Raw genomic sequence first — 13,686 nt, forward strand, 5'->3', positions numbered from 1 at the left:
CACCATGTCCATTGAAATGATCCAAACCGAAGAATTCAACCAAGGCACCCAGATCAAAGTGATCGGTGTCGGCGGCGGCGGCGGCAACGCAGTCGAGCACATGATTGAGCGCCACGTCCAAGGCGTTGAGTTCATCTGCGCCAACACCGATGCACAGGCGCTGGCTCGCAGCGCCGCGCACCGTTTCATCCAGCTGGGTCAAACCGGCCTGGGCGCTGGCAGCAAGCCTGAAAAAGGCCGCGAAGCAGCCGAGAGTGCAGAAGCCGACATCCGCGCCGCCATTGAAGGCGCTCACATGTTGTTCATCACTGCCGGCATGGGCGGCGGCACCGGCACTGGCGCTGCGCCCGTGATCGCGCGCATTGCCAAGGAAATGGGTATCCTCACTGTGGGTGTGGTGACCAAGCCTTTCGAATTCGAAGGTGGTCGCCGCATGTCCAATGCCGACCTCGGCATGCAAGAACTCGAAGCCAACGTAGACTCTTTGATCGTGGTCTTGAACGAAAAACTGCTGGAATTGCCCGGCGGTGATGACATGACACAAGACGAGGCCTTTGCCCATGCCAACGACGTGTTGAAAAACGCGGTCGGCGGTATCGCCGAGATCATCAACGTACCTGGCCACGTGAACGTCGACTTCGAAGACGTGCGCACCGTGATGGGTGAGCCAGGCAAAGCCATGATGGGCACGGCCGCCGCCAGCGGCCCTGACCGCGCCCGCATCGCTGCCGAGCAAGCCGTGGCTTGCCCCTTGCTTGAAGGTGTGGACTTGTCGGGTGCCAAAGGTGTGCTGGTGTTGATCAGTGCCGCCAAAGGCTCCTTGAAATTGTCAGAGTCCAAGCAGGCGATGAACACCATCCGTGCTTACGCATCGGAAAATGCCCACGTGATCTACGGCACGGCTTACGACGAAAGCTTGGGCGACGAGATCCGCGTGACCGTGGTGGCCACAGGCCTGTCCAAGCAAGGCGCACGCCGCACAGCCCCTCCTTTGCAGGTGCTGCGTACCGGTACAGACAACGCGCCCTTCATCATGGGGGGTCAAGATGCCGTGGCACCCACTTTGAACATGGCTGCACCTTCTGCCACCGGCGTGAATGTTCCCGCTTACTGGCGCAGCAACCGTACCCACGCGGCCACACGTGTAGACGGTATGTCGGCTGCAGGCATGGACGACATCGAGATCCCTGCTTTCTTGCGCAAGCAAGCCGACTGATCTTGAACTGCTGAATCATTTCTGGTGCTTTGGAGGCCGGACGGGCGTTTGCCTGTCCGGCCTTTTTTGCTTCCTGTCTGCCTGCCGAGTGTCGATGCTGTCCAAGCGGCATGTCCTCGTCGGCGCAAGCCAATGTTTGCGCCCTTAAAATGCGCAAATGCTTGCACAACGCACCCTCAAAACCTTGACCAAAGCCGTTGGCGTTGGCCTGCACAGCGGCCAGCGTGTCGAATTGACCCTGCGCCCGGCAGCACCGGACACCGGCATTGTGTTTCGGCGTGTCGATTTGCCCGAGCCGGTGGACATTCCGGTCAAAGCAGAATCGGTGACCGACACCCGGCTGGCCTCGACCATTTCGGTGGGCCAGGCCAAAGTGCACACGGTCGAACACTTGATGTCCGCTTGTGCCGGTCTGGGGATCGACAACCTCTATGTCGACATCACCGCCGAAGAAGTTCCCATCCTTGACGGCTCTGCCTCTTCATTTGTCTACTTGCTGCAAAGCGCGGGCGTGATCGAGCAAAAAGCCCCCAAGCGTTTCATCCGCGTGCTCAAACCCGTGCAAGTGCGTGAAGGCGAAGGTCAGAACATCAAGTGGGCGCGCCTGGACCCTTATCACGGTTACAAGCTCAGTTTTGAAATCGAGTTTCACCATCCCGCTGTGGATTCCACCGGCCAACAGGTGGTGTTTGACATGTCCGAGGGCGTTTACGCCCGTGACATTGCCCGTGCGCGCACCTTTGGTTTCACCAAAGACGTCGAGATGATGCGTGCCAACGGCCTGGCTTTGGGCGGCGGTCTGGACAACGCCATCGTGATGGACGATTACAAAGTGCTCAATGCCGATGGCCTGCGTTACGACGACGAATTTGTGAAGCACAAGATCTTGGACGCCATGGGTGACCTGTACATCGTGGGTCATCCCTTGCTTGCGGCCTACAGCGCCTTCCGCTCGGGTCACGCCATGAACAACCAGTTGCTGCGCGCCTTGCTGGCGCAACCCGATGCCTATGACATCGTGACGTTTGACAGCGCCAGTCAGGCCCCACGGGGCTTTGCGGCTTTGCAGCCCGCCTGGTGATGTTCTGCGCGCCAGGCTTGGCATGAGCGACAAAACCACGCACCTGCTCTACTTGCACGGGTTTCGGTCTTCGCCGCAATCCGTCAAGGCCCGCAAGATGGCCGCGTGGATCGCGCAGGCATTCCCCCATGTGCACTGGTGGTGTCCCCAGTTGCCCGCTTCTCCTCGCCAAGCGATCGAAGAGGTTTTGGCGGGTGTGGCCGATTGGCCAAGCAGCCGCATGGCTGTCGTGGGTTCATCGCTGGGTGGTTTTTATGCCAGCTGGCTGGCCCAGCACTTGACTTGCCCTGCGGTGTTGATCAATCCGGCGGTGCACCCTTCGCGGGATTTGGCCCAACACATCGGTGAGCAAGCGGCCTGGCACGACCCCAAACAAAGCATCTTCTTTGATGCCGCCTATATTCAGGAGCTACAGGTGCTGGAATCGCAAGTCCCAAGCACAGCACCCCAGACGCTGGCCTTGATTGCCAAGGGGGACGAGGTCCTGGATTGGCGCGAAATGCTGGCTCGGCATCAGGCCGGCCGTGTGCATCTGATCGAGGGCAGTGACCACGCGCTCAGCGATTTCGATCTTTACAAAGCTGAAATCCTCGAATTTCTTCGCCTGGCCTGAACCTGCGGCCCCGGAACCGCGGGTCGGCATGGGAAAATCTGGACATGTACGTATTATTTGAAGAAGCCGGCAAATTCATGGCCGGGCGAGTCATGTCCGAAGCCGAGGCTTCCGCGCAGGTCGAGCTGGACTCGGGCAAGCGGGTCAAAGTCAAGGCGGCGCAGATGTTGCTCAAGTTCGAGAAACCCGCTCCTGCAGCCTTGCTGAGCGAAGCCGCCGCCTTGGGGCAAACCATCGAGCTGGAGCTGGCCTACGAGTTTGCTTCGGATGCCGAGTTTGGCTTTGCCGATCTGGCCCAAGACTATTTCAGCAGCGCCGCCACCACGGTGCAGCAAGTCGCTGCCCTGATGCGCCTGCACGAGGCACCGCATTATTTCCGCCGCGCCGGCAAAGGCCGTTACCGCAAGGCCCCGGCCGAAATCGTGCAACAGGCCTTGGCCGCGATCGAAAAGAAAAAGCAAATCCAGGCGCAAATCGAAGCCTGGGCTGCGGACTTGGTAGCGGGCACTTGCCCTGCGCCTATCCGTGAGCAGCTTTACAAAATCCTGTTTCGCCCGGATAAGAACACGCCCGAATACAAGGCGGTGGTCGAGGCCAGCAAGGGCAGCCAGATGGCGCCGCTGGATTTGCTGCAAAAGGCGGGCGCCATCGCCTCGGCCTGGGACTTTCATTGGCAGCGCTTTTTGTTTGACCTGTTCCCCAAAGGCACGGGTTTCCCGGCCTTGCAGGCACCGGCCATCACCGATGAGCTGCCCCTGTCGCCCGTACAGGCGTTCTCCATCGACGATTCGCACACCACCGAAATCGACGATGCCTTGTCCCTGCAAGGCTTGGGCAGCGGCACGGTCACGGTGGGCATCCACATTGCGGCGCCCGGTCTGGCCTTGATGCCGGGCAGTGCGATCGACCAGCTGGGCCGCTCGCGCTTGTCCACGGTTTACATGCCGGGCTACAAGATCACCATGTTGCCCGACAGCGTGGTGCAGGCCTATACCTTGATCGAAGGCCGTGCCTGCCCAGCGGTGTCCTTGTACGTGACGTTCAGCGAAGACACGCTGGAAGTGCAACACACCGAAACCCGCCTGGAGCGCGTGAACATCTTGGCCAACCTGCGCCACGACCAGCTGGACCAGACGATCACCCGTGAGTGGTTGGAGGCTGATCAGGCCGACACCCCGGCTGACTTGCCGGTGGACCGCGCCACGCTGGCCTTTTTCTGGCGTCTGGCCCAAACCCTCAAGGCGCGCCGTGAAGTGGTGCGCGGCAAGCCCGAGAACTTCAACCGCCCGGATTACAGCTTCAAGCTCGACCGCCCCAGCAACGATGCGCCGCCAACCGGCGAAGAGACTGTGTTGATCGGCGTGCGCCAACGCGGTGCACCGCTGGACCTGATGGTGGCCGAGGCCATGATTTTGGCCAACAGCACCTGGGGCCAGTGGCTGGCCAGTCTGGGCGTGCCCGGCATTTACCGCAGCCAAGCCAGCATGGCGCCGGGCGTCAAGGTGCGCATGGGCACCAAGGCCTTGCCGCACGCGGGCATTGGCGTGCCCAGCTACGCCTGGAGCACTTCGCCTCTGCGTCGCTACACCGACCTGATCAACCAGTGGCAGATCATCGCTTGCGCCAAGCATGGCGCGACGGCCGCCTTGGCAGCGCCTTTCAAGCCCAAAGATGCCGAGCTGTTCTCGATCATCAGTGGCTTTGATGCGGCCTACAGCGCCTACAGCAGCGTGCAGTCCAGCATGGAGCGCTATTGGACGCTGCGCCATGTGCAGCAGCAAGGCATCACCGAATTGGACGCGAGCTTGGTCAAGGAAATGGGCGGCGGCATCTGGCTGGTGCGGGCGGACAGTCTGCCGCTCATGTTCAGTGTGATGGGCGCGCAAGGCCTGACACGAGGTGCCCGTGTGCGCGTTCAGCTCGGCGAGATCGACCTGATGGCGCTGGATGTGAAGGGCACGGTCACGGCACATCTGGATGCTGCGCAAGTGGCCGCCGATGAACCCGATGAAGCGGAAGACGACGAAGCCTTGAGCGCAGGTCCGTTGACGATCGCTGTCGATTTGAATGACAGCACCCAAAGCGATGGTGCCTGAGGGCTGTGATGGATAAACTGCTGTCCGATGAAGTATGAAAGCTCAAGCCTCTCACAGCACACTCTTTTGGGCCTTGGGCATTTCCCTGGCACTGCATCTGGCCGTGTTGACGTGGCGTTTCGCTGCACCACAGTCATTCCATCGGGTTTTTGAAGACACGCCGCTGGAGGTGGTTCTGGTCAATGCCCGTAGCAACGAACGTCCGAAAGACGCGCAAGCCTTGGCTCAAGTGAGTTTGGCCGGTGGTGGAAATGTGACGGAAGTTCGCATGTCCAGCGCACCACTGCCTGCTGATCATAGCCAGGAAATGGGCACAGACATCACCGAGGTGCAACGCCAGATTGAGGCTCTGAAAACTCAGCAGATGCGCTTGTTGACCCAGCTCAAAGCCGAGCTGGCCGATCTCTCGCAGGATGTCTCGGGGGATCAAAGTATGACGCCTGAGCGTCAGGCGCGAGAAGAGCGCAAGCAGCAATTGACCCGGCAGTTGGCTCAAATCGAACAGCGCGTGGATCAGACGCAAGGTGCCCCCCGAAAGCGGTATGTCAGCCCGGCGACAAAAGAGACGGTGTACGCGCTTTACTACGATAAATTGCGCCGCACCATCGAGATGCAGGGAACCGTGAACTTCCCGCAAGCCCGAGGTGAAAAGCTGTACGGCAAACTCACCATGGTGATCACTGTTAACAGCCAAGGGGAGTTGTTGCAAACCGAAGTGGCCAGCTCGTCGCGCAACCCCTTGCTGGACGAGCGGGCGGTGGCCATCGTGCGCAGCTCAGCGCCGTTTGATCCTTTTGGAACGAAAATGCGTCGTCAAGCTGACCAAATTGTGGTCGTGTCGCGTTTCATGTTTTCGCGAGATGACACCTTGTCTACACGCATGCTGACACCAGACCAATGAGGCCGCTGGCATGATGCAAATCTTCGAGCAAGAAATCCCATGAAGGCTTTGGTTCGTTGGTGTACTTTGCTTGCTTGTGCCGTGTTGTGTTTGCAGGTTTTTTTCCTGCTGCGCATCGCCAGTTTTTCATTGATCCCGCCCGAGTCCAGCAGCTTTGAGCGCTCTCAGATCTGGCAGGTGCTCACTCGGCAAGGGCGCTTGCCTTGGAGGCAAGAATGGGTGGATCAAAACCGGATGTCATCTTCGCTCAAGCGTGCTGTACTCGCCTCGGAAGACAGTGCATTCACGCAGCACCACGGCATATGGTGGGACTCGCTTGAAAAGGCCTGGGGCAAAAACGCAAAGGCCAAAGCGCAGGCTGAGCGCCGTGCGCAGCGCCTGGGCGATGCCAAACCCGTTGAGGCCAAGATCGTGGGGGGCTCGACCATCACGCAGCAATTGGCCAAAAACCTGTTTTTGTCGGGTGAGCGCACCTTGCTGCGCAAGGCCCAAGAGATGGTGTTGACCCTGGGTTTGGAGGTCTTTTTGTCCAAAAGTCGCATCCTCGAGATTTACCTCAACAGTGTGGAGTGGGGTGAGGGGGTGTTCGGCGCAGAGGCTGCTGCGCAGCATTACTTTCGCAAACCTGCATCGGCCTTGAGCGCTTGGGAAAGCGCACGCTTGGCGGTCATGCTGCCACGTCCACGGTATTTTGAACAACGCCCTCAGTCCCCGTATTTGGCCAGCCGTGCCGAAGTGATCGTGGGCCGCATGAACGATGTGGCGCTGCCATGAGCGCACCTGCCACCGTGCGCATTTTGGGGATCGACCCCGGTTTACAGACCACGGGCTTTGGCGTGCTGGACATGACCGGCTCCCAGCTGCAATACGTGGCCAGTGGCGTGATCCAGACCACCAAGGAAGAAATGGGCAATTTGCCCGCACGCCTGAAAGTGATTTATGACGGCATCCGCGAGATCCACGAGCGCTACCGGCCCGATGTGGCTTCGGTGGAAATCGTGTTCGTGAACGTCAATCCTCAGGCCACCTTGTTGTTGGGGCAAGCGCGTGGTTGCTGCGTCACAGCGCTGGTGTCTTGTGGCTTGCTGGTGTCGGAATACACCGCCTTGCAAATGAAGCAGTCCGTCACAGGCCATGGCCGGGCGGACAAATCGCAGGTGCAGGAGATGGTCAAGCGCTTGCTGCACTTGCCGGTGGTGCCCCGGCAGGACGCGGCCGATGCCTTGGGTTTGGCCATCACGCATGCGCACGCGAGCCCTTCTATGAACAAATTGGCCGCACAAGGGGTGCTCAACCGCAAAACGCATGGCATGTTCCGCAGTGGCCGCAGCCATTGAGCACACCCAAGCTTGATCAAAGGATAATCGCACCATGGTTGCAGTGATTCAAAAACCCACGCTGGGTCAACGTTTGATGGGCTTGGTCGACGGCTTCGACGGGCCTTTGGCGTTTGCCGTTTTCATGCTCGCTTGCGTGGGCTTGCTGATCATGTATTCCTCGGGCTACGACCACGGCAGCCGTTTCGTGGACCATGCGCGCAACATGGTGCTGGCCGGCGTCATCCTGTTTGTTGTGGCTCAGGTGCCCCCACAAAAGCTCATGACCTGGGCAGTGCCGATGTACGCGGTTGGCGTGAGCCTGCTGATCGCTGTGGCACTCTTTGGCTTGACCAAAAAAGGGGCCCGCCGTTGGTTGAACATTGGTGTCGTGATCCAGCCCAGCGAGATTTTGAAGATCGCCATGCCTTTGATGTTGGCCGCCTGGTTTCAAAAGCGGGAAGGGCGACTCAGGCCCTTGGATTTCGCCATGGCCATGCTGATTCTGGGTGTGCCCGTGGGTTTGATCATGAAGCAGCCCGATCTGGGCACCGCCTTGCTGGTCTTGTCTGCCGGTTTGTCGGTGATCTTTTTTGCAGGCTTGAAATGGCGCTGGATCTTGCCGCCGGTGGTTCTGGCCTTGGCAGGGATTGTGACGCTGGTCATCATGGAGCCGACCTTGTGCCAGGCCGATGTGGACTGGCATGTGTTGCATGAATACCAGCGACAGCGCATTTGCACCTTGCTCGACCCTGCACGGGATCCGCTGGGCAAGGGCTTTCACATCATCCAGGGGATGATCGCCATTGGCTCCGGGGGCTTTTGGGGCAAGGGCTTCATGCAGGGCACGCAGACCCACTTGGAGTTCATCCCAGAGCGCACCACTGACTTCATCTTTGCTGCCTTTGGAGAAGAATTCGGTTTTGTCGGTGGCCTGGTCCTGATTTTCGGTTTTTTCTTTCTGGTTTATCGTGGGCTGGTCATCGCTGCGCAGGCCCCCACCATGTTCAGCCGCTTGCTGGCGGCCAGTGTGTCCATGATCTTTTTCACCTACGCGTTTGTGAACATGGGCATGGTCAGTGGCATCTTGCCGGTGGTGGGTGTGCCTTTGCCTTTCGTCAGCTATGGCGGTACGGCCATGGTCACTTTGGGCTTTGCCTTGGGCATCCTGATGGCGATTGCCAAGTCCAAACAGCTGGTCCAAAGCTGATCTGGTCAGGGCAGCCGGGCAAGGGGATTGCGCAATCCCTACAATGATCCCTATGATTTCACGCGAACCCACCATCGAACGCTTGGCCACGGCCAAGTCTCTGCTGCTTGACCCGTTTGGTCTGAACGAAACCCACCTGAGCCAAGCGCTCAACGCCATCAAGGCCCACGCGGTCGATGACGCTGATCTGTATTTCCAATACACCCGATCCGAAGGCTGGAGCCTGGAGGAAGGCATCGTCAAGACCGGCAGCTTCAGCATCGACCAGGGCGTGGGTGTGCGGGCGGTGTCGGGCGAAAAAACCGCCTTTGCCTACTCGGACGACATCTCTGAAGCCTCGCTGATGGACGCCGCTTTGACGGTGCGTTCCATCGCCTCGGCGGCCCAAAACAAACGCATCAAGGTGCCTGCCCGCAAGATTTCGGCCAGCCGTTCGCTCTACCCCTCGCTCGACCCGATGTCCACGCTCGACAGCACGGCCAAAGTCAACTTGCTCGGCCGCGTGGAGAAGATGGCCCGAGCCAAAGACCCCCGCGTGGTGCAGGTCATGGCGGGCTTGGCGACCGAATACGACGTGGTCATGGTCGCTCGCGCCGACGGCACGCTGGCCGCCGATGTGCGCCCCTTGATTCGTTTGTCGGTCACGGTCATCGCCGAGCAAAATGGCCGCCGCGAAGTGGGCAGTGCTGGCGGCGGTGGCCGCTTTGGCCTGGCCTACTTTGACGACGGCATGGTCGAGAGCTACGTACAAGAAGCCGTGTCGGCCGCGCTGATCAACCTCGAAGCCCGTCCTGCCCCCGCAGGTGAGATGACGGTGGTGCTGGGCAATGGCTGGCCCGGCGTGTTGCTGCACGAAGCCGTGGGCCATGGCCTGGAGGGCGACTTCAACCGCAAGGGCTCGAGCGCCTTCAGTGGCCGCATCGGCCAGCGCGTGGCGGCCAAGGGCGTCACGGTGCTCGACGACGGCACCATGGCCGACCGCCGTGGCTCGCTGAACGTGGACGACGAAGGCCACGCCAGCCAGAAGAACGTGCTGATCGAAGACGGCATCTTGCGCGGCTACATCCAGGACGCGATGAACGCCCGCTTGATGGGCGTCAAACCCACCGGCAACGGCCGCCGTGAAAGCTACGCCCATGTGCCCATGCCGCGCATGACCAACACCTACATGCTGGGCGGTGACAAGAGTGCCGAAGAAATCGTGGCGAGCATCAAAAAAGGCCTGTACGCCACCAACTTTGCGGGCGGCCAGGTGGACATCACCAACGGCAAGTTCGTGTTCTCGGCCAGCCAGGCGTACTGGGTGGAGAACGGCAAAATCCAATACCCCGTCAAGGGCGCTACCTTGATCGGCAGCGGTCCAGAGTCGCTCAAGAAGATCAGCATGATCGGCAACGACATGAAGCTCGACTCGGGTGTGGGCACCTGCGGTAAAGAGGGGCAGAGCGTGCCGGTGGGCGTGGGTCAGCCGACCTTGCGCATTGACGGCCTCACGGTGGGCGGCACGGCCTGAACCTGTTGGACTGGGCCTCGGGTTTGTCCCCGGTGTGCCCTGTCAGGAACTGTCACCCAGCTGTGATACATTGAACAACATGTCTTTGCGCATCGCTTTTTACTTTTTTTATTTTTGGTTCTCAGTCCCCGGCGGACGAGAGGCGAGCGCATAAGCACCCGAACATCTCGAACCATACCGCCGGAGCCACAAAGCCCGGCGGTTTTTTTTCACCTGCTTTTTTCAATTGAGGAGCCCATGATGAACGCCAAAACCACCGCCCCCGACAGCTGGTATCCCAATGCTGCAGACCGTACCGGCCAGACCGACGACGAACGCATCAAGGACATCACCGTGCTCCCGCCTCCAGAACATTTGATCCGCTTCTTCCCGATCGCGGGCACGGCGACGGAAACCTTGATCGCCCAAACCCGCAAATCGATCGCCAACATCGTGCATGGCCAAGACGACCGCCTGCTCGTCATCATCGGCCCCTGCTCGATCCACGATCCGGCTGCAGCCTTGGACTACGCCCGCCGTTTGAAGCCTCTGCGCGAGAAATACGCCGATACGCTGGAGATCGTGATGCGCGTGTACTTCGAAAAACCGCGCACCACCGTGGGCTGGAAGGGCCTGATCAACGACCCCTACCTGGACGAGAGCTACCGCATCGATGAAGGCCTGCGCATTGCACGCCAGCTGCTGATCGAGATCAACCGCCAGGGCCTGCCCGCGGGCAGCGAGTTCCTCGACGTGATCTCGCCCCAGTACATCGGCGACCTGATCAGCTGGGGCGCCATTGGTGCGCGCACCACCGAGAGCCAGGTGCACCGCGAGCTGGCCTCGGGCCTGTCGGCGCCCATCGGCTTCAAGAACGGCACCGACGGCAACATCAAGATCGCGACCGATGCGATCCAGGCGGCAGCCCGTGGCCACCATTTTTTGTCGGTGCACAAAAACGGCCAGGTCGCCATCGTGCAGACCCAGGGCAACAAGGACTGTCATGTGATTCTGCGCGGCGGCAAAGCGCCCAACTACGATGCCGAGAGCGTCGCCGCCGCTTGCAAAGAACTCGAAGCCGCCAAATTGCCCGCCACCTTGATGGTGGACTGCAGCCACGCCAACAGCAGCAAAAAGCACGAGCGCCAGATCGACGTGGCCAAAGACATCGCCGCGCAGATCAGCGGCGGTTCACGCCAGGTGTTCGGCGTCATGGTCGAAAGCCATCTGGTGGACGGGGCCCAGAAGTTCACGCCCGGTCAGCACGATGTGGCGAACTTGACCTACGGCCAGAGCATCACCGACGCCTGCATTGGCTGGGACGACAGCGAAGGCGTGTTGCAGGTGCTGTCCGATGCGGTGAAGGCCCGCCGCGCAGGCTGAACTGCAGAGGTCTGCGGGCTGGACTGCGTGCCCACCCTTCAGTCGCTGCCCTCGGGCTCAGGCCGCAGGTGATTCGGGCTTGACCTGGAACTCGCGCCACAGCAGGTAAAGACCGCTGGCCACCACCACGGTGGCGCCCAGCAGCACAGCGCGGTCAGGCACTTGGCCAAACACCATCCAGCCGCCCAGCGTCATGTAGAGGATCTGCTGGTAGAGAAACGGCCCCAGCACAGCGGCAGAAGCAAATCGGTGGGCTTGCGCTGCGAAATAATGCCCCGCGCCGCCACTGAGTCCGGCCAATGCCAGCAGCAGCCACTGCCAGCCGCTGCTGGGGGTTTGCCAGGTCCACAGCGCAAAAGGGGTGAGCACAGCGGTCGACACCAGCGCCGATGCCAGCTGCATGGTGGCGGGATGTTCTTGGCTGGCCAGGCGGCGCGTCAGCAAGTTGAACAGGGCGTACAAAATGGCGTTGCCCGCAGACAGCAAGATGGCCGGGTGAAACGCTTGGCTGCCTGGGCGGATGATGATCAGCACGCCCATGAAGCCTGCGGCAATGGCCGCCCAGCGCCGGGCATCCAGCTTTTCTCCCAGCCACCAGGCCGAGAGCACAGCAATCAAGATGGGCACAGAAAACTGCATGGCACCGGTCTCGGCCAGTTGCAGGTATTGCAGGGCCCAGAAGTTCATGCCCGTCATGCTGGCCAGCATCAGGCCGCGCAGCAGTTGCAAGCGGGGATCGTGCCAGCGCACCAGCGACAGCCCCATGCTGGGGGCGAAGACCGCGAAGGAAAACAGCGAATGCGTCAGGAAACGCAGCCACACGACTTGCAGCACAGGCAAACTCAGCACCAGCCATTTGGCCGTGGTGTCCAGCACCGCGAACATCAGCGTGGTCAAGGTGACCAGTCCAATACCCAGTCGCCGGTTGCTTTTGTTCAGCATGCGCTTCAGGCCGCTTGCAAGGCCTGCAGCAATTTGTCGTGGATGCCGCCAAAGCCGCCGTTGCTCATGCACAGCAACTGGTCGCCCGGTCGCACTTGCGCCATCACTTGGGCGATGACTTCATCGATGTTTTCGCCCACTTGCGCTTTGGTGCCCATGGGCTCGAGGGCTGCAGCAGCATCCCAGCCCAAGCCGCCTGCATGGCAAAACGCCAGATCGGCTTCTTCCAGGCTCCAAGGCAGCTGGGTTTTCATGGTGCCGAGCTTCATGGTGTTGCTGCGCGGCTCGAATATCGCCAGGATGCGGGCATGGCCCACTTGGCGGCGCAGGCCGTTGACGGTGGTGCGGATCGCGGTGGGGTGGTGAGCGAAATCGTCGTAGATGGTGATGTGGTTCACCGTGCCGCGCACTTCCATGCGGCGTTTGACGTTTTCAAAAGTGGCCAGTGCCTTTGCGGCCACGGCCGGGCTCACGCCCACATGCTCGGCAGCGGCCATGGTGGCCAGTGCGTTGAGCTGGTTGTGCACGCCGCCAATGGCCCATTGCACATCGGCTACGGGCTTTCCTGCCTGCAGCACCTTGAAATGCGAGGGCTCGCCTTCGGCCACAAAGTCGCTCACGGCGCTGCCAAATGTGCGCACTTCGCTCCAGCAGCCTTGGCCCAGCACGCGGGTGAGGCTCTCTTCCAGACCGTTGACCACCACGCGGCCCGAGCCGGGCACGGTGCGCACCAGGTGGTGGAATTGCCGCTCAATGGCAGCCAAGTCGTCAAAGATGTCGGCGTGGTCGAATTCGAGGTTGTTCAGGATGGCCGTGCGCGGGCGGTAGTGCACGAATTTGCTGCGCTTGTCGAAGAAGGCCGTGTCGTATTCGTCGGCTTCGATCACGAAGTATTGGCCGCCGCCAAGGCGGGCCGAGACGCCAAAGTTCAGCGGCACGCCACCGACCAGAAAACCGGGCTCCAGCCCCGCTTGCGCCAGCACCCAAGTGAGCATCGAGGTGGTGGTGGTTTTGCCGTGCGTGCCAGCCACGGCCAGCACATGTTGGCCTTGCAGCACATGCTTGGACAGCCATTGCGGACCGCTGGTGTAAGGCGCGCCGGCTTCCAGAATCGCTTCCATCAGCGGGAACTTGGGGCTCCCATCGGCCAGGCGGGCGCGGCTGACCACATTGCCGATCACGTACATGTCGGGTTTTAAGGTCATCTGGCCGGCACCAAAGCCTTCGATCAAATCGATGCCCAGAGCCTGCAGCTGATCGCTCATGGGCGGGTACACGCCTGCGTCACAACCGGTGACCCGATGCCCTGCTTCGCGTGCCAAAGCCGCCAAACCACCCATGAAGGTGCCACAAATGCCCAGAATATGAATATGCATGCCTTGATTTTAGGTCTGGCTAGCGGCCATGACCTTTGGGATGGCCAGACTTTCTCGGCC

12 protein-coding genes are annotated in these 13,686 nt (G+C 60.7%); 10 read left to right on the forward strand and 2 right to left on the reverse strand.

Going from position 1 to position 13,686, the window contains the following annotated elements:
• The first annotated feature begins 4 nt into the window (after positions 1 to 4).
• From ftsZ to B9Z52_RS13730, 10 genes are all read left to right on the forward strand, one after another.
• Positions 5 to 1,216: a cell division protein FtsZ gene (gene ftsZ / locus B9Z52_RS13685; protein ID WP_108414405.1), complete on the forward strand. Its 1,212-nt coding sequence runs from the start codon at positions 5 to 7 to the stop codon at positions 1,214 to 1,216.
• Between the two features lie 157 nt (positions 1,217 to 1,373).
• Entirely contained in the window at positions 1,374 to 2,297 is a 924-nt protein-coding gene (gene lpxC / locus B9Z52_RS13690) for a UDP-3-O-acyl-N-acetylglucosamine deacetylase (protein ID WP_108414406.1), read from the forward strand.
• Between the two features lie 22 nt (positions 2,298 to 2,319).
• The gene (locus B9Z52_RS13695) at positions 2,320 to 2,910 is read left to right on the forward strand and encodes a YqiA/YcfP family alpha/beta fold hydrolase (protein ID WP_108414407.1); all 591 of its coding nucleotides are present in this window, start codon (positions 2,320 to 2,322) and stop codon (positions 2,908 to 2,910) included.
• 44 nt (positions 2,911 to 2,954) lie between these two features.
• Positions 2,955 to 5,006, forward strand: a complete 2,052-nt coding sequence (locus B9Z52_RS13700; protein ID WP_108414408.1) for a ribonuclease catalytic domain-containing protein — start codon at positions 2,955 to 2,957, stop codon at positions 5,004 to 5,006.
• A 34-nt stretch (positions 5,007 to 5,040) separates the two neighbouring features.
• A complete protein-coding gene (locus B9Z52_RS13705) occupies positions 5,041 to 5,907 on the forward strand; it encodes an energy transducer TonB (protein ID WP_108414409.1) in 867 nt (288 codons plus the stop codon).
• A gap of 39 nt (positions 5,908 to 5,946) precedes the next feature.
• Positions 5,947 to 6,681: a monofunctional biosynthetic peptidoglycan transglycosylase gene (gene mtgA / locus B9Z52_RS13710; RefSeq protein WP_108414410.1), complete on the forward strand. Its 735-nt coding sequence runs from the start codon at positions 5,947 to 5,949 to the stop codon at positions 6,679 to 6,681.
• A 14-nt stretch (positions 6,682 to 6,695) separates the two neighbouring features.
• Positions 6,696 to 7,244 carry a crossover junction endodeoxyribonuclease RuvC gene (gene ruvC, locus B9Z52_RS13715; protein ID WP_108414450.1) on the forward strand — a complete coding sequence of 183 codons (549 nt, stop codon included), beginning with the start codon at positions 6,696 to 6,698 and terminating at the stop codon, positions 7,242 to 7,244.
• A gap of 34 nt (positions 7,245 to 7,278) precedes the next feature.
• Positions 7,279 to 8,433: a rod shape-determining protein RodA gene (gene rodA, locus B9Z52_RS13720; protein ID WP_108414411.1), complete on the forward strand. Its 1,155-nt coding sequence runs from the start codon at positions 7,279 to 7,281 to the stop codon at positions 8,431 to 8,433.
• A gap of 52 nt (positions 8,434 to 8,485) precedes the next feature.
• Positions 8,486 to 9,946 carry a metalloprotease TldD gene (gene tldD / locus B9Z52_RS13725; protein ID WP_108414412.1) on the forward strand — a complete coding sequence of 487 codons (1,461 nt, stop codon included), beginning with the start codon at positions 8,486 to 8,488 and terminating at the stop codon, positions 9,944 to 9,946.
• 240 nt (positions 9,947 to 10,186) lie between these two features.
• Entirely contained in the window at positions 10,187 to 11,308 is a 1,122-nt protein-coding gene (locus tag B9Z52_RS13730) for a 3-deoxy-7-phosphoheptulonate synthase (RefSeq protein WP_146182857.1), read from the forward strand.
• A gap of 57 nt (positions 11,309 to 11,365) precedes the next feature.
• Here B9Z52_RS13730 and B9Z52_RS13735 read toward each other — a convergent pair whose 3' ends face one another.
• The gene (locus tag B9Z52_RS13735; protein WP_108414413.1) at positions 11,366 to 12,250 is read right to left on the reverse strand and encodes a DMT family transporter; all 885 of its coding nucleotides are present in this window, start codon (positions 12,248 to 12,250) and stop codon (positions 11,366 to 11,368) included.
• Between the two features lie 5 nt (positions 12,251 to 12,255).
• A complete protein-coding gene (gene mpl, locus B9Z52_RS13740) occupies positions 12,256 to 13,626 on the reverse strand; it encodes a UDP-N-acetylmuramate:L-alanyl-gamma-D-glutamyl-meso-diaminopimelate ligase (RefSeq protein ID WP_108414414.1) in 1,371 nt (456 codons plus the stop codon).
• Positions 13,627 to 13,686: the final 60 nt, after the last annotated feature.

Source organism: Limnohabitans sp. Jir72 (assembly GCF_003063575.1).
Taxonomy (GTDB): domain Bacteria; phylum Pseudomonadota; class Gammaproteobacteria; order Burkholderiales; family Burkholderiaceae_C; genus Limnohabitans_A.

Coding starts and splice junctions, on each gene's coding strand:
- rodA (WP_108414411.1), top strand. CDS start 7,279: ATGGTTGCAGTGATTCAAAAACCCACGCTGGGTCAACGTTTGATGGGC.
- ftsZ (WP_108414405.1), top strand. CDS start 5: ATGTCCATTGAAATGATCCAAACCGAAGAATTCAACCAAGGCACCCAG.
- mtgA (WP_108414410.1), top strand. CDS start 5,947: ATGAAGGCTTTGGTTCGTTGGTGTACTTTGCTTGCTTGTGCCGTGTTG.
- B9Z52_RS13705 (WP_108414409.1), top strand. CDS start 5,041: ATGAAAGCTCAAGCCTCTCACAGCACACTCTTTTGGGCCTTGGGCATT.
- B9Z52_RS13730 (WP_146182857.1), top strand. CDS start 10,187: ATGAACGCCAAAACCACCGCCCCCGACAGCTGGTATCCCAATGCTGCA.
- lpxC (WP_108414406.1), top strand. CDS start 1,374: ATGCTTGCACAACGCACCCTCAAAACCTTGACCAAAGCCGTTGGCGTT.
- B9Z52_RS13735 (WP_108414413.1), bottom strand. CDS start 12,250: ATGCTGAACAAAAGCAACCGGCGACTGGGTATTGGACTGGTCACCTTG.
- mpl (WP_108414414.1), bottom strand. CDS start 13,626: ATGCATATTCATATTCTGGGCATTTGTGGCACCTTCATGGGTGGTTTG.
- tldD (WP_108414412.1), top strand. CDS start 8,486: ATGATTTCACGCGAACCCACCATCGAACGCTTGGCCACGGCCAAGTCT.
- B9Z52_RS13695 (WP_108414407.1), top strand. CDS start 2,320: ATGAGCGACAAAACCACGCACCTGCTCTACTTGCACGGGTTTCGGTCT.
- B9Z52_RS13700 (WP_108414408.1), top strand. CDS start 2,955: ATGTACGTATTATTTGAAGAAGCCGGCAAATTCATGGCCGGGCGAGTC.